The organism is Paenibacillus sp. FSL K6-1096 (genome assembly GCF_037977055.1).
Lineage (GTDB): Bacteria > Bacillota > Bacilli > Paenibacillales > Paenibacillaceae > Paenibacillus_AQ.
The window spans coordinates 2,974,560-2,995,735 of record NZ_CP150274.1; the positions used below are offsets into that span (position 1 = coordinate 2,974,560).

General features: G+C 44.8%; 16 protein-coding genes. All 16 read right to left on the reverse strand.

Translation table 11 applies throughout. The annotated features are described in order from the left end of the window. Positions 1-110: 110 nt before the first annotated feature. A complete protein-coding gene (gene ligA / locus MHI24_RS13290) occupies positions 111-2,123 on the reverse strand; it encodes an NAD-dependent DNA ligase LigA (protein ID WP_340026053.1) in 2,013 nt (670 codons plus the stop codon). A gap of 76 nt (positions 2,124-2,199) precedes the next feature. Next, entirely contained in the window at positions 2,200-4,575 is a 2,376-nt protein-coding gene (gene pcrA, locus MHI24_RS13295) for a DNA helicase PcrA (protein ID WP_340026054.1), read from the reverse strand. A 78-nt stretch (positions 4,576-4,653) separates the two neighbouring features. Continuing rightward, positions 4,654-5,364: a heptaprenylglyceryl phosphate synthase gene (locus MHI24_RS13300; protein WP_340026677.1), complete on the reverse strand. Its 711-nt coding sequence runs from the start codon at positions 5,362-5,364 to the stop codon at positions 4,654-4,656. A gap of 136 nt (positions 5,365-5,500) precedes the next feature. Next, entirely contained in the window at positions 5,501-6,370 is an 870-nt protein-coding gene (locus MHI24_RS13305; RefSeq protein WP_340026056.1) for a phosphatidylinositol-specific phospholipase C/glycerophosphodiester phosphodiesterase family protein, read from the reverse strand. A 113-nt stretch (positions 6,371-6,483) separates the two neighbouring features. Then, entirely contained in the window at positions 6,484-7,884 is a 1,401-nt protein-coding gene (locus MHI24_RS13310) for an undecaprenyl-phosphate glucose phosphotransferase (protein WP_340026057.1), read from the reverse strand. Further along, positions 7,881-8,828, reverse strand: coding sequence for a glycosyltransferase family 2 protein (locus MHI24_RS13315; protein WP_340026678.1), 948 nt, complete (start codon positions 8,826-8,828; stop codon positions 7,881-7,883). The genes MHI24_RS13310 and MHI24_RS13315 overlap by 4 nt, the downstream gene beginning before the upstream one ends. A 101-nt stretch (positions 8,829-8,929) precedes the next feature. After that, entirely contained in the window at positions 8,930-9,799 is an 870-nt protein-coding gene (gene rfbD / locus MHI24_RS13320) for a dTDP-4-dehydrorhamnose reductase (protein ID WP_340026679.1), read from the reverse strand. Positions 9,800-9,807: 8 nt separating this feature from the next. After that, positions 9,808-10,830 carry a dTDP-glucose 4,6-dehydratase gene (gene rfbB / locus MHI24_RS13325; protein WP_340026058.1) on the reverse strand — a complete coding sequence of 341 codons (1,023 nt, stop codon included), beginning with the start codon at positions 10,828-10,830 and terminating at the stop codon, positions 9,808-9,810. 183 nt (positions 10,831-11,013) lie between these two features. Further along, positions 11,014-11,418: a GtrA family protein gene (locus MHI24_RS13330; RefSeq protein ID WP_340026059.1), complete on the reverse strand. Its 405-nt coding sequence runs from the start codon at positions 11,416-11,418 to the stop codon at positions 11,014-11,016. Next, on the reverse strand, positions 11,369-12,304 hold the full coding sequence (locus MHI24_RS13335) for a glycosyltransferase family 2 protein (RefSeq protein WP_340026060.1): 936 nt from the start codon (positions 12,302-12,304) through the stop codon (positions 11,369-11,371). The genes MHI24_RS13330 and MHI24_RS13335 overlap by 50 nt, the downstream gene beginning before the upstream one ends. After that, entirely contained in the window at positions 12,285-13,382 is a 1,098-nt protein-coding gene (locus MHI24_RS13340; protein ID WP_340026061.1) for a DegT/DnrJ/EryC1/StrS family aminotransferase, read from the reverse strand. The genes MHI24_RS13335 and MHI24_RS13340 overlap by 20 nt, the downstream gene beginning before the upstream one ends. A gap of 32 nt (positions 13,383-13,414) precedes the next feature. Further along, complete coding sequence (locus MHI24_RS13345) at positions 13,415-13,969, reverse strand: acyltransferase (protein ID WP_340026062.1); 555 nt, start codon at positions 13,967-13,969, stop codon at positions 13,415-13,417. Continuing rightward, the gene (locus tag MHI24_RS13350; protein WP_340026063.1) at positions 13,966-14,376 is read right to left on the reverse strand and encodes an FdtA/QdtA family cupin domain-containing protein; all 411 of its coding nucleotides are present in this window, start codon (positions 14,374-14,376) and stop codon (positions 13,966-13,968) included. The genes MHI24_RS13345 and MHI24_RS13350 overlap by 4 nt, the downstream gene beginning before the upstream one ends. Further along, positions 14,366-16,423: a YfhO family protein gene (locus MHI24_RS13355; protein WP_340026064.1), complete on the reverse strand. Its 2,058-nt coding sequence runs from the start codon at positions 16,421-16,423 to the stop codon at positions 14,366-14,368. Before MHI24_RS13355 ends, MHI24_RS13350 begins: the two co-directional genes overlap by 11 nt. A gap of 55 nt (positions 16,424-16,478) precedes the next feature. Beyond that, entirely contained in the window at positions 16,479-17,828 is a 1,350-nt protein-coding gene (locus MHI24_RS13360) for a mannose-1-phosphate guanylyltransferase/mannose-6-phosphate isomerase (RefSeq protein WP_340026065.1), read from the reverse strand. Then, a complete protein-coding gene (locus tag MHI24_RS13365; protein WP_340026066.1) occupies positions 17,825-21,175 on the reverse strand; it encodes a glycosyltransferase in 3,351 nt (1,116 codons plus the stop codon). The genes MHI24_RS13360 and MHI24_RS13365 overlap by 4 nt, the downstream gene beginning before the upstream one ends. Position 21,176 lies beyond the last annotated feature (1 nt).

The following is a 21,176-nucleotide window of genomic DNA, read 5'->3' on the forward strand; positions in this document are numbered from 1 at the left end:
AATGTGGTCGGTTTTTCGATTACATTCCGTTCGTTCGCCGCCTATACATTAAAAAAAGCCCTGCGGCCCTCCGCCCATAGGCAAAGGAAACACAGGACTTAAATATTCTCTTACATCTCCAGCAGCCGGATCAGCTCGTCTTCATCCTCAATGACCTGAATGCCGAGCTGCTGGGCCTTGGCCAGCTTGCTGCCCGCCTTCTCACCGGCGATGACCAGATCGGTCTTCTTGGAGACACTGCCGGATACCTTGGCTCCCAGTGCCTCCAGGCGTTCGGCGGCTTCATCACGGGTCATCTTGTGCAGCGTGCCGGTCAGCACCACGGTTTTGCCGCTGAAGAACGAATCGGTTGCCACTTCACGCGGAGCCTCAGGTCCCTTGGCTTCTACGCCCAGCGCCAGCATCCGGTTAATACTGACCACCACGAACGGGTCGGCAAAATAATTCACGATGCTCTCCGCCACAATCCCGCCGATATCCGGCAGACCGGCCAGCTCCTCTGCAGTGGCGGACATGACCGCTTCCAGGCTGCGGTAGTGGTCCGCCAGCATCCGGGTAGTAGCTTTGCCTGTATTCGGAATGCCAAGCGCGAACAGGAAGGAAGCCAGATCTCTTCCCTTGCTCTCCTCCAGCGCCTTAAGCAGATTAGCTGCCTTCCGCTCCCCGAAGCGGTCCAGCTTCACCAGCTGCTCGGAGGTCAGCTCATACAGATCCGCCGGCTCACGGACACCCAGCTCTTCATGCAGTTGAGCCGCTGTCTTCTCGCTGAACGTCTCGATGTCCATGGCATCGCGCGAAGCGAAATGCGTAATCCGGCTGACAATCTGCGGCTTGCAGTCCAGCTTGTTGTTGCAGAACAGATGCGCGCCGCGCATCTCCAGCGGGAATCCGCAGGCCGGGCACTGCTCAGGGAAAATAATCTCCCCGCCGTCACTCTCCTCCGTCACCTTGCCCAGAATCTCCGGGATGACATCGTTGGAGCGGCGGATGAACACCCGTGTCCCCAGCGCGAACTTCAGATTCTTGCGTTCAATGTCGCCCACATTGTTAAGCGTACAGTTCTGCACCGTGACTCCGGCCAGCTCCACAGGCTCCACGCGGGCCAGCGGCGTGACTTTACCGGTGCGCCCGACATTCCAGCTGACCGACTCCAGGATCGTTGTCGTCTCCTCCGCCTCGAACTTGTAGGCCACCGCCCAGCGGGGGAATTTATCCGTATAACCCAGCGCTTCACGGATGCGGAAGTCGGTAACCTTGATAACCGCACCGTCAATCAGATAATCCAGGCCGGAGCGGCTCTCTTCAATCTCGGCCAGCTGCTCAGTTACATCATCAAAGTTGCTGAAATAGTTCAGATACGGATTCACCTTGAAATGGTTGCTGCGCAGGAACTCCATCATCTCCTGATGATCGGCAAACTGCACGCCTTCCGCATAGCCCACATTATAAAAGAAAGCATTCAGCCTGCGCTCGGCGGTTGTCTTGGGATTCAAGTTACGCAGGGCCCCGGCGGCCCCGTTGCGCGCATTCTTCAGCGGCTCCGCAGCTCGGGTATTATAATCGGCCAGCACGGACAGATTCATAATCCCTTCGCCTTGCACCTCAATTAAACCTTCCTTGAAGGGAATGGTCAGCGGTACGGACTTAATCGTCTTCACCTGCGCCAGGATGCCCTCACCTGTCACCCCGTTGCCCCGGGTCGCTGCCTGAACAAGCACACCGTCACGGTAGGTCAGGTTCAGGGTCAGCCCGTCGAACTTCAGCTCCACCGCATAACACGGCTCCGGCAGCGGGTTCTCCGGGTTCTTGGTATTGTAGTCGTTCACCAGCTTCAATACGCGGGTATTCCAGGTACGGAGCTGTTCAATGTTCTGCGCCTTGTCCAGACTCCACAGCGGTGCCAGATGGCGGTGCGGGGTGAAGCCCTTCAGCAGCTCTCCGCCGACCCGCTGGGTCGGGGAATGCGGCAGGACCATCCCGCTCTCCGCCTCCAGCGCCACCAGCTTATCATAGAGCGCATCATATTCCTTGTCGCTGACCAGCGGAGCATCCAGCGTATAGTAGTGATAATTGTATTGATTCAGCTCGGCAACCAGTTCTTCCATGGTGAACATCTTATCCATCCGGCATATCCCTCCGTCAAATAGGTTTCCTACGGTTAGCGTGATCCAAAAACACTAGCGTTAATCGCAGCTTGATTTATTCAACTTTGGTAATCGGGGCGAACCCGGCCAGCAGCCGCTTCACACCCACCGGCGCCGGGAAAGCAATCTGCAGCTCCGTATCGTTGCCGCTGCCCTTCACGGCCACAATGGTGCCGGTGCCCCATTTGCCGTGGGCCACCTTGTCGCCGGCCTTGAAGCCTCCGGCCTCGGCCGCCGCCCCGGCCCCGCCCGTCGTGCGCTGCGCGCCTCCGGTCGTCACCACCACCCGGCCCGCGCCGGGCACCGCCCGGGCCGAACTGCCGCTGCCGAAGCTGGCGGAGCCGCCGCCCTCCGGCGCAGACCCGGCCGCTGCCGTGCGGCTGCTGCCGAAGTTCCCCCGGCTGCCTCCGCTTCCGCTGAAGCCCCGGCCGCCATAGGCACCGCCTACCTCCGCGCCTCCGCGCCGGAAGCGGTCCGCAGCGCGGACGGTATCTTCCTTCAGCTCCTCCGGAATCTCGTCCAGGAAGCGCGACGGCGCATTCGAGGCCGTCCGCCCGAACAGCGTGCGCATCCGCGCGCAGCTGAGGAACAGCTGCTTCTCCGCACGCGTAATACCCACATACGCCAGCCGGCGCTCCTCCTCCAGCTCATCATTGTCCTGGAAGGCACGGCTGTGCGGGAACACACCCTCCTCCATCCCGATGATGAACACGGTCGGGAATTCCAGCCCCTTCGCGCTGTGCATCGTCATCAGGACGACCGCATCGCTGCGGTCCTCCTCATTGTCATTCATGCTGTCGATGTCTGCCACCAGCGCGAGGTCGGTCAGGAAGGAGACCAGCGATTTGTCTTCATTGTTCTTCTCGAATTCCATCGTAACGGACAGGAACTCGTCGATGTTCTCCAGCCGGGAACGGGATTCCAGCGTATTCTCATTCTGCAGCTCCAGCCGGTACTGGGACAGCTCCAGAATTTTCTCCGTCAGCTCCGTGACCGACAGGAATTCCACCATCCGGCGCAGCGCTTCGATCATATCGTAGAACTCCACCAGCGCATTGCGTGTACGTCCGGCGAAGCCCAAGTCGTCCACCGTCTCCAGCACCCGGAAGATCGAGACGCCCCGGTCCACTGCCGCCGCCGCCAGCTTGCCGATGGTCGTATCACCCAGCCCCCGCTTGGGAACATTAATAATCCGCACCAAGCTGATATCGTCATCGGGATTGCTGAGCAGACGCAGATAGGCCAGCAGATCCTTAATTTCCTTACGGTCGTAGAACTTGATCCCGCCGACAATCTGATAAGGAATGTCAGACTTGATCAGAATTTCTTCTATGACACGGGACTGGGCGTTCGTCCGGTACAGAATCGCATGATTCTGATACTTCTGGCCCGCTTTCACATTCTTGCTGATCTCCCCGGTAACGAAATACCCTTCATCATGCTCGGAATCAGCGCGGTATACCTTGATCTTCGCACCATCCTCCGAATCGGTCCACAGCTTCTTGGGCTTGCGGCCCGTATTCAGGGCGATGACGCCGTTCGCAGCATTCAGGATATTCGAGGTCGAGCGGTAGTTCTGCTCCAGCAGAATCGTCTTGGCTTCGGGATAATCCTCTTCAAAATTAAGAATGTTCGAGATATCCGCCCCGCGCCAGCGGTAGATCGACTGGTCACTGTCCCCGACCACACAGATGCGGTGATGACTGTCGGCCAGCATCCGGCAGAGCATGTACTGCGCCCGGTTCGTATCCTGATACTCATCGACATGAATGTACTTGAACTTCTTCTGGTAGAAGTCCAGTACGTCCGGCTTCTCCTTGAACAGCTCAATCGTCTTCATAATCAGGTCGTCAAAATCCAGCGAGTTATTGCTTCGCAGACGGTGCTGGTATTTCGTATACACCTGGGCGACCAGCCCCTCGAAATAGTCGCCAACCTTCTGCTCATACTGCGCCGGTGTAATCAGTTCATTTTTGTTCGTGCTGATCACGGCCTGGATCGCCTTCGGCTCAAACTTCTTCGTATCGATATTCAGATCCTTCATGCAATTGCGGATAACAGATAACTGGTCGGTGGAATCAAGAATGGAAAAGTTCGAGGTGAACCCGATCTGCTCAATATCTCTCCGCAGAATCCGTACGCACATGGAGTGGAAGGTCGAGACCCAAATATCGCGGCCCTCCGGACCGACCAGCCTGGAGACACGCTCCTGCATCTCACGGGCGGCCTTATTCGTAAAAGTAATCGCCAGAATCGCCCACGGCGGAGCCTTGCGGTTCGCAATCAGCCAGGCAATCCGGTGCGTCAGCACCCGGGTCTTGCCGCTGCCTGCGCCGGCCATAATCAGCAGGGGGCCTTCCGTAGTCTCTACGGCCTGACGCTGCGGCGGATTCAGCCGGCTTACGGCGTCGTGTATATTAACAAGTTGCATGTGGGACATGCTCCTTTCAGCTTTTGTTATCGTAAAATCTGTTCATCCTGGTGTCCTGTAACGGGTCTGCTGTGCAAGCTACAGCCAGTCCCTCTGCGGCGTCTCCCGCACCGCCTGAACGGTCATCAGCGCCTGCTCCACATCGCTGTAAATAATATTGCCGACTACCACGGTATCGCATAGCGCTGCCGCTTGTCTCGCTTCCGTTGCACCCGTAATTCCGCCGCCATAGAACAGCTGGCTATGCTCCACGACCTCCCTGACCTCACGCACAATCTCCATATCTCCGAAGGCTCCGCTGTATTCCAGATAGACTACGGGGAGATTCATCAGCTTGTCTGCAATCTGGGCATAGGCACCCGCCCCGGCGGCATCAAGCGAGCTGTCCGCACCGGTTAGACGGGCGACCGAGGAATCGCCGTTCAGCACGATATAGCCCTCAGTCAGCAGCAATTCCCATGGGATCAGACTGCCGAAGCGTTCAATCGCCCGGCGGTGATGGCCCAGAATCCATGAAGTATCGGCAGTATTGAGCACCATGGGAATCATATAGAGGTCGAAGCCGGGTACAGCAGCCTCCAGGTCGGAGATCTCCAGCGCACAAGGCAAGCCGTACGGCCGGATTCGCTCCAGCAGGCTTACCGTATTGTCGTAGGTGACTCCCGTAGAGCCGCCTACCAGAATCGCGTCCGTTCCCGACCGGCAGACCGCCTCCAGCTCCTTATCCCCCAGAGCACGGTCCGGGTCCAGCTTAAAAACATGCCGCCACGGCCGGATCAATTGCCGCATTTCATTCATCCCCGTCCATCCTCATTGTTCATTTCAGTGAATATATCTAGTCTATGTCAGCGGGAAGGGGGGTGTCAATTTAAAACAGAACAAAATACGAACATTTTTTCGCCTATAACTACTGGGTGGCTTTCTGCTATTTACGCAGCCCCCTGATCTGCTTCAGATCATTCTCCGCGATGAAATCGGTATAGAATCCGTCCACTCCTAAGCGGGACAGCTTCACGATTTCCTTCTCATCATTTACCGTATGCACATAGACCCTCGCCCCTGCTTTTTTCAGCTGGCGTACGAAGCTCTTGGTCGCTCTATCGATGGGCATCGTGATATCCACTCCGGTCTGCTTGACAAATTCAAGGATCACTTCATCGCTGTCCTGTGTCTGATATAGTGTGAAGATCATTTCAGGAAAATCATATACCTTCTTCACCACACCCAGCATCTCCCGGCTGTAAATCTGCGGGACGATCCGCTGCAGCAGAGCAGGGTCCTTCTTCTGTGCGGCTTCCACAATCAGCTCAAATTGCTTCGTAACCTGCTCCGGCTCCAGCTCCTTCGTATCTGTTACAACATAGGCATCCGGGTAAACCTCCATCAGTTCGACAATCTTCTCAATATCCAGCGGAGAGTATAATTCAAGCACCGGGCTGTTCATCACTTCTTCATGGGTCAGCACATCGCCCTGCTTATCGGGAGGAAGCACCTCTTGTTGACCCAGCTTCTTACTCATACCCGTCGTCCATTCATGGCGGGCTACCAGCTGGTCATCACTTGTCAGCAGCAGGTCCGCCTCAAAGATCCGGGTCCCCTGCTCATAATTCGCAATAAAAGCATCCTGTGTATTGGTGTACGCTTTGTTATTAATTCCGCCCATGGCATGGGCAATGACTCTGTGGGCGGCGAAGCCGGTCTCCGGCTCCTTCTTTGGCTCCCCAAGGGTAAGTACAAGCATGAGGGCGACAGCAACGATCATAATAACGGAAGCAATAAGCTTGTTTCTCTTCATGATGTCAGTCTCCTTTGCAAGTAGTAGAGAGTGGGCTGAAAAAGAAAAAACGGCTGTGTCATCCTCAAAGGGCAGCAACCGTTTTTATTGGAAACCTATAGATAAGTCCGATATTAATAAGCGTTCTTGAAGCCGTTGCGGATCGTCTTGGCGATGATGCGGATGTCGAACAGCAGCGACCAGTTCTCAATGTAGAAAATATCATGCTTGATCCGGTCCTCAATCGAGGTATCTCCGCGCAGACCATTGCTTTGGGCCCAGCCGGTAATGCCCGGCCGTACATGGTGCTTCACCATATACTTCGGAATCTCGCCGCGGAACTGCTCCACATAATACGGGCGCTCCGGCCGCGGACCGACCACACTCATCTGGCCGAACAGCACGTTGAAGAACTGCGGCAGCTCATCCAGACTCGTACGGCGGATGAAGGTTCCGAAGCGGGTCCGCCGCGGATCATCCTTGGTACTCCAGCCGGTGTCCACTCCGCCGTCCGTCTGCATCTTCATCGAGCGGAACTTGTACATCATGAAGTTGCGGCGGTTCAGACCGACCCGCTCCTGCTTGAAAATCACCGGGCCCGGTGAAGTCAGCCGCACACCCAGCGCGACCAGCAGCATCACCGGAGACAGCATAATAATGGCGAAGAGCGAGAAGACAACATCGAAGATCCGTTTCGCCATTTTGTTCCCGGCCATATCCAGCGGAATATCGCGCACATTAATCATCGGCATCCCGGCAAAGTTATCGAAGTAAGGACGGGCCGGCAGGTAATCGAAAAAGTCTGGAATAATCAGCGTCCGCACCCCGGCCTTCTCGCAGGTGGCGATAATCGCCGGGTATTTGGAATGGGCATCCAGCGGCAGCGCCAGAATCACCTCATCGACCGGCAGCATCTCCAGCATCCCTTCGAGCTGGTCCACCGTGCCGAGAATCGGCTTATACCGCTGCTCCTCAATGCTGTCCCACTGATGGAAATCATCCAGGAACCCGATCGTCTCATAACCCAGCTCCGGGTATTGCTCCAGGTTGCTGTAGAATCTTTTACCCAATGTGCCTGCCCCAAGAATCAGGACGAACTGGCGGTTGAAGCCTTTCTCGCGCAGCGACTTCAGCATCTTCTTCAGCACATAGCGGTACAGCATGATCGACATAATATTGAAGCCCATATAGATCGCCAGGTATTGACGGGAGACGTCAATCTCTCTCAGGAAGTACATCAGGCCCAGCAGGATGAAGATGCCCATGGCGTGAACCTGAAACACCTTCAGGAATTCATCAATAAACCGCTTCTTCCGCTTCGGCAAATAGAGCGATACCATAATCCCGATCAACACCGCGATGGCCCCGTAGATCATGCTCCAGTAGGCATAGGATTCAATCGGAAGCGTCCGGTAGGATTCCAGCAGGCCGCTCTTGAACTTCAGCCACCAGGCCGCCAGGAAGGACAGCTGAATAATGAGGAAGTCAGCGACCATATATAATTGGGTCAGGAATTTCTGATTCCGGCGGATCATAATCTCACCTCAGCCTTCGATTCATTGCGGATGCCGTTTTCCCCGGGAACAGACAGACTCTGTGCGGGTGTTGGCACCTTACGCGGAGCAATCAGCGCGTTGCGCAGCAGCGAGAGCGTGAACTTCACGCCGACCCCTGCATAGACCGCTCCATTTATCATACTATTGTACTGCCTGCTATAATGCTTCTTATGAAATAAAATCATCGCCCGGTGGAACTCATACACGATCTTGAACGGCCTGCGGCGCGCGCTGCCGCCCTTCAGATGCACGATGGACGTCTGCGGATAATAGTAGATGCCCCAGCCGGCTTCCTTAATCCGGTAACACCAGTCCAGGTCCTCTCCATACATGAAAAAGTTCTCATCCAGCCCGCCCACCTGCTCAATCGTCTCCCGCCGCAGCAGCATGAACGCTCCTACGAGGCAATCTACCGGATACGCTTCATCCGGGTCCAGATACCCGAGCTGATAGCCGTTGAACCGCGGACGGTCCGGGAACAGCTTACTGAAGCCAAAGGCATAATAGAAGGACGCCGACGGGGTCGGGAACCCTCTCCGGCAAGCTTTGTCCAACGCCCCATCCGGCAAAATCACCTTGCAGCCCGACGCGCCAAGATCCGGCCGGCTGTCCATGAACGCAATCATCGTCTCCAGCGTATCCTTGCGGACCACCGTATCCGAGTTGAGCAGAAGCACATACCGCCCGGAGGCAGCCTCCATCCCCTGGTTATTACCCTTGGCAAACCCTACATTTTCCGAATTGGCGATCAGCAGCACATCCGGGAATTCCTTGCTGATCATCTCCACCGAGTTATCATGGGAGTTATTATCTACTAGAATAATTTCATAGGAATACCTTGTCTCGGAATCATACACCGACCTTAGACAATCCATCGTCAGGCGGCAGGTGTTGTAATTGAGAATCAAAATACTAACATCCACATTCACTGCAATACTCTCCTGACAAATATAGTAATCTATCGACAATTATTATAACACAGAAAAGACCGGGAGTGCCGGTCGTGATAGTGCAAACAATATTATTAATCATTTTGTTTAAGGCTATAAAGGAAATGCTTCAGCCCTTCCCGCCATGGCCTGATATCCTTGAACTCATTGGTTCGGATGGCCAGATGCTCCAGCACAGAGTTCCGCGGGCGCGGTGCCGGACGCGGAAATTGGTCCGTTGTACAAGGCTCAAGCTTAGCGGTGAACTTCAGTCCCAGGATATCTTCGGCTTCCGCAAAGATGGCCTGAGTGAATTCATACCATGTGCAGGAATCACTGTTCGAGGCATGGTATACGCCGTATTTTTCCGTCTGGATTAGCTCCAGCAAGAATCTGGCTAAATCCACGGTGTACGTAGGCGAACCTTTCTGGTCATGTACAACCTGAAGCAGCGGTTTTTCTTGGCCGAGCTTCAACATCGTTTTCACAAAGTTATTGCCGTACTTTCCGTATACCCAAGAGGTACGCACGATGAAATATTTAGAGGACAAGGACTGAACCAAAACCTCTCCAGCCCGTTTTGACTTACCATAGACACTCTTAGGATCAGTATTATCATATTCATGATAAGGCTTTTGTCCCATGCCATCGAACACATAATCCGTGCTGATGTAGACCAGCTTCGCCCCCGCTTTCTCCGCAGCAAGGGTTACATTCCGGCTTCCGGTAGCATTAATCAGGTAGGCTGCATCCACATCTGTCTCGGCCACGTCCACCGACGTATGCGCTGCGCAATGGATGACCACATCAGGTGCAAAACCGCCGATCGTCTCCTGGCACTGCTCCAAATCGGTAATATCCATCTCCTGACGGTCACAGCCCAGCGCCTCAATTTTCTGGCTCTGCAACAGAAGCATCAGATCCTGTCCAAGCTGCCCTCCGGCGCCTGTAACGAACACCTTCATCTTGGCCATTACAGGGAGTCCCCTAGCCGGGTACCGTACTGGAGCGCAGCATACTTCTGGTATTCGCCAGACTGAATGCGGGTCCACCATTCTTTGTTATTCAGATACCACTGGATAGTCTCTTTGATGCCCGTTTCGAACGTATGCTTAGGCTTCCAGCCCAGTTCATTCGTAATTTTGGTCGGGTCTATGCCGTAGCGGCGGTCATGCCCTGGACGGTCCTGCACATACGTAATCAGTGAGTCCGGTTTACCCAGCTCTTGCAGCACCGTATTCACGATATGCACATTCGTCCGCTCATTGTTGCCGCCAATGTTATACACTTCGCCGTTCATACCTTCATGAATAACCAGGTCGATCGCGCTGCAATGATCCTCCACATACAGCCAGTCGCGGATATTCATGCCATCGCCGTACACCGGCAGCGCCTGATCCGCTAGGGCACGCGAGATCATCAGCGGAATCAGCTTCTCCGGGAACTGATAAGGACCATAATTATTGGAGCAGCGCGTAATATTCACCGGCAGGCCAAATGTTTCGTGATAGGCGCGCACCAGTAAATCTCCGCCTGCTTTACTTGCAGAATACGGGCTGTTCGGGGTCAGCGGGGTTTCCTCAGTAAATAGACCTGTAGCACCAAGCGTTCCATAGACCTCATCTGTGGAGACTTGCACAAACTTCGTTACGTTGTATTTCTTAGCCGCATCCAGCAGCACCTGAGTCCCCAGCACATTTGTCTTCACGAACACTTCCGGCTCCAGAATACTCCGGTCCACATGCGACTCCGCCGCAAAATTAACCACCACATCGACGCCATCACCAATCAGCTTATCCATCGCCGCCGTATCAGTAATATCCGCCTTCACGAACGTATAGTTCGGGTGATTCTCAACCGATTTCAGGTTCTCTAGATTCCCCGCATACGTTAGAGCATCCACGTTGACTATTTGGTAATCCGGGTGTTGTTGCAGCATGTAAATTACAAAGTTGCTGCCAATGAAGCCGGCACCGCCGGTAATGAGAAGTTTCATGGGTTGACCACCTTTATCAATAGTAATGATTAATGCATATCCCATTATAAGAAAATTATCTGTTGTAAATATTGCATTCCCATAATATTTTATGCTCTGAATCATTCCATAGTATTCCCCGGTCATTCCAAAGGGACTAATATTTCGTCTATTTAGAGCTCAACTTGGGTAAATGTAATTTTGTTATTTGCTTTTTATAATAAGCTTAGAAAGAACAAAGGTTACAGGAATAGTCACTATAACAACAATTAAGGGTACAATTTTAGTAGATAGATGTAGATGTTCTACTAAAATATACAACATTAATAAGTTAATGAAATATTGAATCAGATATACAACAGGAAATTTAAGAATTTTTTTGATCGACATTTTTTCTTTGAATACAAACACTGTATTCAAGTAATATGACAGAAAAATTCCAGAAATATAGGAAACCGTATAAGACAAAGAATAATTCAAAAACAGTAACAGCAGTAAATACACTAAATATGTAGCTAATGTATTAACTCCTCCACTTATGACAAATTTCAAGAATTCTTTATTCAAAAGTTTGGTCAATAACGTAGGACGGCCGCTCTCTGCTTTCATCTAAAATCCTCCAAAGATATTCACCAATAATGCCTAACATAATCATAATAATGCCTAATAAAAAAGTAATTAAAGCAATAATTGTAGTCCACCCTTGGAGCTCAATAAATCCGGATAAAGTTCCAACTATTACAAAGACTCCATATAAAAAGCTCAATATAGCTGTTATGACACCTATAAAGGACATAAAACGGATAGGAGAATATGAGAAGCTCACAAAAGAATCAATAAAAAGCTTAACTTTTTTAGAAAGCGTCCATCTGGATTTACCTAATTTTCTTTCCTGTCTTACATAAGGAATCTGCTCTTGATCGTGTCCAAGCCAATATATAAGACTCATAATATTAGTATTTTTCTCTTGAATCCTTACAACCTCATGAACAACCTGCTTGTCTATTAATAAAAAGTCAAATCCACCCGTTGGATATCCCTTTAATGCAAATTTCTCTAGCAAATAATAGTAAGTATTAGAGAATAACTTTTGAGAAAACGATTCTTCCCGATCTTCTCTCGTTGCTAGTACAACCTTTTTGCCGGATCTCCAGTGTTCTATCATCTCCTTGAATAATTCTGGAGGGTCTTGCAGATCGGCCGCAATGATACCTACACAATCTCCAGTAGTATAATTTAACCCTGCTTGAATCGCAGACATGGAACCGAAATTCCGACTTAATTTTATAATTTTAATTCGCGGATCTTGCCTTTTTGCTTCCATTAATAGCGAAAATGAATTGTCCTTTGAACCATCATCTACAAATACAAACTCAAAATCACAATCCGGTATAATATTCTCTAATTCCTGTAACCGTGGTATGGTATGCGGGATATTTAATTCGTTAAAGTATATAGGCACAACAATAGACAATTTAATCCGGTCTATACTCATTTACAACCTCCACAATTCTCTGCACATCTTCCATATCCATCACAGGACTTATCGGGAGGCTGACAATTTCAGAATGAATTTTTTCGGAAATAGGGAAAACTATTTCACTCCACTCTTTATAAGCTTCTTGTTTATGGGGTGGGATAGGGTAATGAATCATCGTCTGAACTCCGTTATTAGTCATATGATTAATAAAATCACTTCTTAAGGAAGTCATTACAACGAAAACATGCCAAACATGTGATAATGGCCCTTCTTCAACGCTTGGTAGTACAATATGCTTATTATTGATATTGTTCAAATAATACATTGCTATCTTTCTTCTATAATCATTGTCTTGATCGAGATATTTTAATTTTATGCTCAAAATAGGAGCTTGGAATTCATCCAGTCTGCTATTGTATCCTTTGAATAGATTCTCGTATTTTTTATGCGATCCGTAATTTCTTAAAGCGTAAAGATCTTTATACAAGTCTTCATCATTTGTTGTAATTGCTCCAGCATCTCCTAAAGCACCTAAATTTTTGCCTGGATAAAAGCTAAATGCTGCGGCATCTCCTAAGTTTCCAACCTTTTTATTATCATAAATAGCACCATGAGCTTGAGCACAGTCTTCAATTATCTTTAAACCATATTTTTTCGCAATTTTTATGATAGGCCCCATATTACACGACTGGCCATACAAGTGAACTACCAAAATTGCTTTAGTATTAGGAGTTATACTTTCTTCTATTTTGTTAGGATCCAAATTGTATGTCAGCAAGTTTGGCTCTACTAACACAGGTGTTGCTCCATTCGCAGATATAGATAATATCGATGCAATATAGGTATTAGAGGGTACAATCACTTCATCCCCAGGACCAATATTGTACGCTCTCATAATTAATTCCAAAGCATCTAATCCGTTAGCTAAACCCAAAGCATATTTAGTTCCACAATACTCAGCAAATTCTGCTTCAAATGATTTAACTTCCTCACCGAGGATATACCACCCAGAGTGTAGAACTTTATGAACGCTATCTAATATTTCCTTTTCGTGACGCAAATTAATCTTTTTTAAATCAAGGAAAGGGATCATTTTAACCCACCTATTCTATTTCGAGTAATTTATTAGTTTTCAATGATGATCTCGTTTTTTATAGAGTATTGCTTACCGCAAGCTGGACAAGAGAATTGTTGATTCAATTTCTCACCACAATTACAAATGTAGCCTTTGAATTTAGCTGGATTTCCATACCAAAGTGTATTATTAGGGATATTTTTAGTTACTAGCGAGCCAGCCCCTACCATGGCATACTTCCCAATAGTGTTCCCTGCAATTATTGTTGCGTTTGCACCTATTGAAACCCATTCCTCAAGCACAGTCTTCAAAAATTCAGTTGGATATTGTTTAGAACGAGGTCTCAAATCATTAGTAAAAGTAACATTTGGACCAATAAAAACATTATCTTCTATCGTAACTCCATCCCAAATATATACTCCTGATTTAACGGTAACATTATCGCCTAAGATTACATCATTTTCAATGAAGGTATGATCGTTAATATTACAGTTGGAACCAATCACCGCATTCGGTAAGATATGTGCAAACGCCCAAATCCGCGTATCCTCCCCAATTTTCTCTGATTCGACAATAGCCTGTGGATGAGTAAAGTAGTGTTTCATCCCCCATACACCTCTTTGAATTTTTCATAATCACGAATATAGTCTTCTGCATCGTACAAATGCGAGGCAAGCACGAGTAAAACGCAGTTTGGAGAGAAGTCATACATTTCATGCCAATCGTTTGGTTCAAGAATCAACATCTTATCAGGCGAATCCAATAATACAGTACGTTTACTTACAGCATTATCTAAAAGTATCTTGCAATTTCCCGCTACACAGATTAATGCTTGTCTTGTCTTGTAATGAGCATGGTAGCCTCTTCGAATATCAGGTAGTGTTTTATATATATAAAAGACTCTCTTGATTTCAAAGGGTACTATCTTATTCTCCTCAATAACTGACAAAAGACCTCTTTCATCACCCTTTTGTTCAACACAAATTAATCGACTTTCATTTTTAGTCTCCATGTTTCCCCTCCACTCTTAAATTCTTCATCAATCTTGTCTTTTCTATATTTTTCATTAATTTGTTATAAATAAAATAAATAATCATAGAAATCCATGTAAATAATGTAATCCAAAAAGCAATTATCACTTTGATTGGTTTGAATTCAAATACTACATTATTAATGCTATTCACAGAATCTTTTCTTATTGCCATAGTTCCATTTTCAAGTTCAATAATTTCCTTATCCTCATCATTCACTTTAGCTTGCCAGCCTGGAAAGTAAGTTTGATTTAAAACTATATATCCTTCACCTTCATTATTTAACTCGAAACTAATTCTATTACCTTGAACTTTCACCATTTGAGGATATGGCTCTAATTCCATGGTAGGGTTCTCATTGATTTCATTGACAGTTTTTTTAGTGAACCAAACTACCGGGTCCCCCTCGTGCGCTAAGCGCTTGCTATCTTTCGCCAACTGGAAGCTTTTAAGTTGAAAGCTCCCAATATATCCTTGATTTTGAAATTCTCTTCTGAAAATAGCATCATTGCTCATCTCAGCACTATCATGAGAGAACGAATTCTTTGTATAGCCATCCATAATATAAGTATTTTTAATTTCATTACTAAAAGAATAAGGTCTCTCCATAGTACCAATCGTATGCTTGTCATTTCTTTCTATAGATAATCCCGAAAAAAGAAAACTTATTATAAATAATACAAAAATATATTTTTGAGCATCCAACTTTATATCAGATAGCTTAAATAGTATCCATAACAGAAAAATACTAATAAATAACTCAAGTAAAATATATTTCGGAAACAACAGACTGGTTCCTTGCATATATTGTAATAAAATAATGAAAATAATGAAAACTGAAAAAAATCCAATAAACATCTTAATAGGTTTTTTCAACGATTCTATCTCATTTTGTTGAGATAACCTGTCTAAACTCCTTATCGAAGCTACTATTACAAAGAAAAAGTAAAAGAATCTTAATCCTGCGGGGAACTTAAATGTATTGATACCTGGTACATATTCATAAAAAAATTTATATAAGTATCCATATTTACCCATGCAGAGCAATGCAGAAAAAATCATGAGAAAGAACACCCATAATTGTTTTTTATCGTGTTTCCTAAACAAAAACACAGGAATTAACAAAGGCAACGCTAAATAAGTATTATCCATGGATATATCTAAAGGAGCGTTAATAGTTTTAGCCATTTGTACAAGCCCTGGTGTAAGAGCAGAAAACCAATTCATAAAATTTAGAGATGAGGAAGTTGCTACGTCCCAAGCTACTTTCTCCCTAGTTATTCCATCTATTATGTCAAAAGTAGTGTAGAGTGTTATGAAGCTACTACTAATTGCAATAATTACAGCAATGGCTAATTGTACAATGATTCTTTTGAATTTTTTTAGCAATAGTTTATAACTAAATACAGTATCTAACACTAAATAGAAAACTACAAAAACAACAAATGGAGGATAGCTGTTCAAAATTAATAATCCTATACTAAAACCTAATAGAATAGAAAACTCAACTTTTAAAGTTACCATCAATCTTTTGTATGAAAAATAAATTAAAGGATAAAGTGCCGCTGCACTAATAAAAGTAGCATGTTCAGCATTCGATATAAAAAGACCACAAGTAGCATAACCAACCGCTCCTAAAGCGCATAGCCAATGATTATTAACATGTGTTTTTAATGCTAGATACATAAATAATCCCGCCGACAAAACAATAAGCATAAAATATACTTGCATTGAGTATTGATCAAATCCAATTAAAGCCAATAACAATGTTAGTGGCGACCATATGGGGATCCCTAGAACGTGAGATAATGGAACTCCCCTATTTACAAAAAACTCCCATAAAGGTAACATACCATTTTTCAAATGTTCAGATATACTAAAGAAAGATGGGTAAATTGCAGAGTACATATCCCATTTCATCCACAATTGTCCAAAAATAACCTTATAATATAATACAAGCGTAGAAAGAATCACGGCTAAATATGCATATTTTTCTTTAGATAATAGATTATCAATAGTTCTTTTCATATTTTCTTGTACTCCTATTATTCAAACTCTAATTTCTATTTTTAGAACCTTGTTTTCAACGGATTACATCATCTTCCTTAACATAATCGCCAGCCTGAACCTCGATTAAACATAGATCAATCTTCCCTGGGTTTTCAACAGAATGTTCATCGCCCATACGAATGAAAGTAGATTCGTTCGTTCTCAATAATGATTTATTCCCATTCACTGATATTAATGCGGTCCCCCTAACAACAATCCAGTGTTCATTCCGATGGTAATGTCTTTGTGTGCTTAACTTTCTTCCAGGTTTAATTATTACCTTTTTAATTTTATAATTCTCAGTTGAATCTAAAACAGTATGATTGCCCCATGGACGATAGGCAGTGACATGATTATCGCAGAGATCTGATTTACGCAACTTAAGTTCTTCAACTACAGTCTTCACTTTTTGGGCAGAACCATGTTTAGATATTAACAAGGCGTCTGGAGTATCAACAATTATTAAATCCTCAATATCAATAGTAGCAATTAGACGCTCATCAGATATAATTAGATTTCGGGTCGAGTCTACAGCTATATGTTGTTCATTCTCAGTATTCTTGTTGATATCCTGAGGAAGTTCAGCATACAAAGCTTCAAAACTTCCCATATCCGACCAGCCAATATCTGAAGGAATCATTTTAACATTATTACTTTTTTCCATAAGAGCGAAATCTATACTGTCTGAAGGGATAGCCAGCATGTCATCTCGCCCTATTCTGATAATCCCTTCACTTTTCTTAGAACGTCCAAAGGCTTCTAAAGATAGGTCATAGATCTCTGGAGCATATAGCTGCAACTCGCGTAGAAAAACACCTGCTTTAAATAGAAACATTCCACTGTTCCAAAAATAGTTGCCTTGGTCGAGATAGTATTCAGCTAATTTCTTGTCTGGTTTTTCTTTAAATGAAATCACATCAAATCCTCGAGATTCAATATAGCCAAAACCAGTTTCAGGATAGCTTGGTGTTATGCCAAAGGTGACTAGATGATCTTGTTCAGCCAACTGTTTAGCATCTTTTATACAAGCATTATATTGAGCTAAATCTTTAACAATATGATCAGAAGGAGTAACCAAAAGCAACTCGCTTTCATCAACTGCAAGACAAGCTAATGCAATCGCCGGTGCAGTATTTCTACCTACAGGTTCTAAGAGAAACTGATCGGTTGTAATATTAAGTTCTTCAAGATGATCGAGCGCTAAGAAATACTGTTCTTCATTAGAAACTATGAATATCCGGTCACAAATCTCCTGATTTCTCAATGCCGTCATTTGAAATAAGGACTGGTTTGAAATTAGTTTATTGAATTGCTTAGGATATAGCGTTCTTGACAAGGGCCATAGACGGGTTCCATTTCCTCCACACAAAACCACATTTATCATTTCATATTCTCCTGGTTAGAAAAGTCATACGAGATTATATTCTGAGCAGTTTTCACTGAGAAATATTGATTAATATATGTTTCTGAGACCTTAGAGTATGTTTCCCATTCTTCTTGATCTTGATAGAGTTTAGTGACAGCCTTCGCAAAATCATCAGAATTATCTTCTATCACCATAGCACTTCCTGCATGCTCCAGACCTTCCGCACCAATTGAAGTAGTGACTACAGGAACTTGGTAATATAATGCTTCTACCACTTTCCCCTTTACTCCAGCACCATAACGTAATGGAACAACCACCAGCCTAGAGATGTTATAAAACTCTTCTAGTTCCTCATCAGTCACGAAGCCAGTAACAATAATATCATCTGTTGCTCTAGCCTTTAAGTCTTCAGGCGGATTGGATCCAACTACGTATAGTTTAATATCTGAAATTTGCCGCTTAATAAGATTGAAAACCTCGTCAAGGAACCATGTTATTCCATCATAGTTTGGAGTGTGATTAAAACCACCTACAAACAGTAAATTTTTTCTGTCCTCAAATCCTAAAATCTCTTTGCCAAGTCCATAGGAATGCTCATAAGGAAACAACGGTATATTCCGCACTGGTTTACCTGGAAATTCTTTTTGTAGTAGTTCTTGCTCATAAGTTCCCACTACATGTATCACGTCAGCATTATCAAACAATCCAAACTCCGTTTTTTTCCATTCTTCAGAGGACTTCAGTAAACTAGAATTTTTGGTGAGTTCATAATTTCTCTTTTCTCTAACATAGTGTAAATCATGTCCGAAGTAGATAATTTTAGCGGATGTATTTTTCCTGAAAACATCAATATATTTAACAGAGATATGAGGACGATTTAAGTATACATAATCAATATATGCCCCGTTACTTTTTATCCATTTATTTATATTTTTCGCATAGTAATCACCATAAAGCACTTCCACCCCTGCATTCTGCAGCTCCGACGTATAGGGTTCATGTTTAAAATAATTATCTCCTATGAAAATAACATGAAATCCCATAGATACAAAAAGCTTGATATAGAAAGAAGTGCATCTTCCACCTGCATCTTTATCATAGTGAGGAACATAATGGTCAACTACAACAATTGTTTTGCGCCCCTTACTCCTATCCCTTGCCCAGAAAACATGCTCCGCATTAGAGAAATGTTCCCTTTTCAACACAGAAGACCACTTTTCAAGGAACTTTTCCTTGTTTTTGACTTGATAGCTTTTTATTCCGCTATTTGTATCAGTACCATGAGATATGCCCTCAAAGTGAACAACTATTGACTTAGGATGAAGCACTACCTTATAACCCAGACGTCTAACCTCAAATGCCAAATCTGAATCCTCAAAATATGCCGGTTCATATCTCTCATCAAAACCGCCCAATTCTCCCCAGATACTGCTTCGCACAAGAATTGCTGCTCCAGATATATAGTCCACTTCTTTAACGTAGTTATATTCAGGTTTTTCAGGATCATCTAAGCGCCCATAGTTCCAACCGCTTGCATCATTCCATATTATCCCGCCTGCTTCTTGTAATCTTCCATCGGGATAAACAAGTTTGGACCCAACCATACCTATCTCTTGATCAGACTCAGCAAGTTCAACCAACGAGCTAAGCCATTCCGTTTGTACATTTGTATCATTATTCAGGAAAAATATATATTTCCCACGCGCGAGCTTGGCGGCATTATTACAATTCAAAAGAAAACCTCTGTTCACACCATCTCTAACTACTGTTATGTTTTCAACATATTCCGCAATATTAACCGTTTCATCATTAGACATATCATCAGCAATAATTATTTCGTAGGATACGTCCGTAGTATGTTGCAATATAGAAGCAAGACATGAGTACGTATAATTCCACTGATTGTATACTGGGATAATAATAGATACTTGAGGATTTTCTATAACATCAAATATCAACTTATTATATCTCTCAGGGGTATATAGTTGAACTTCCAAATCCTTCTGTTCGATTTCCGAATGACGATCAACAAATACATCAATGCGATCTTCTAAACGAGAGTTGTCTTCAGTTTCCATATAGTATTTCAATTTCCTCAGGTTACTTTTATTAAGTCGAGAAAACATTAGTTTTGGATGTCTTAAAGTTTTAAAAGCCAATTTAGAAACTACTCTTCTTTTACTATCCTGAGGAATTATAAAATCTCTGAGTTTATAATATTTAGTTAAGATTTTCCATCCAGATGATGAATAGATTTTTTGAAGCTCTCTCTCCTGTTGCAAAAGGAGGTTAATATGACCCAATTTATTGTTTAATTCAATGCTCAAATACTCCAATTTAGAATTGAGCTTTGCGAAATCAGATTCTAATCTACTTACCTTATGTTCAGATTCTTTCAATTCATTCTGTTTTAAAAGTAAATTTGAGGAAAGTTCCTTCACTTCATTTCCTTTGAGGAGCAGCTTTGATGAGAGTTGTTTCACTTCCTGTTCTAGGCTGCTGATTTGATTTGCTGCCAGTTCTCCCTTTTGGTTCAATTTTTGAGAAGCACTGTATTCCTTCCGTAAAAAAATCAGCTCTTGATCAAGAATTGAAATATGCCGATTTCGTTCTTCCACTTCATCCTGTAAAACTAAAATTCTTGAAACAATCTCATTATATTTTTGCGGGTATATTGCCACTGATGCTATAGGCATTGAATTTTCAGCTATGTTCGAACAAAATGCTATCATATATTTTTGGTGAATATCATCTACCGAGGAACTATTTAACCCCCTATAGAATTGTTTATTGTCGTTGTTATGTGAGTCAACTATACTCACCACTTCAAATCTTTGAGAAGCAATTTTTATGTTTTCAAAAAAACTATTCAATAAATGGATGAATTCGTCCTCATACAATTCCTTTACATGAAAAGGATTCGAATAATTAGTTATATCCGAATAAAATTTCTTATTAGGTGTAGAGATAATTAAGGTACCATCAAATGTCAACACTCTTCTTACTTCCTGCAAAAAGTGCAACTGTGTTTCTTCATTTACATGTTCCAGAGTTTCAAAAGATACTACAATATCAAAAGAGTTATCCTCAAACGGCAATGAATCTATACTTCCAGTAACAAATCCCAAATTTTCTCTACAATAATTCATTTGTGCATTCAGGATAGATTCAGAACTAATGTCAATACCCTGTACTAATTGCGCAGTATTTGACAGCATTAAGGATCCATAGCCTTCCCCGCATGCTGCATCTAAAACACGTTTTCCTTTAACAAAATCCTGAAGAAGTTCATAACGTTGCATATGTTCTATTTCCAATTCTTTTTCCGTATCGCCCGGAATAAAACGTTCACCGGTAAAGTCCAAC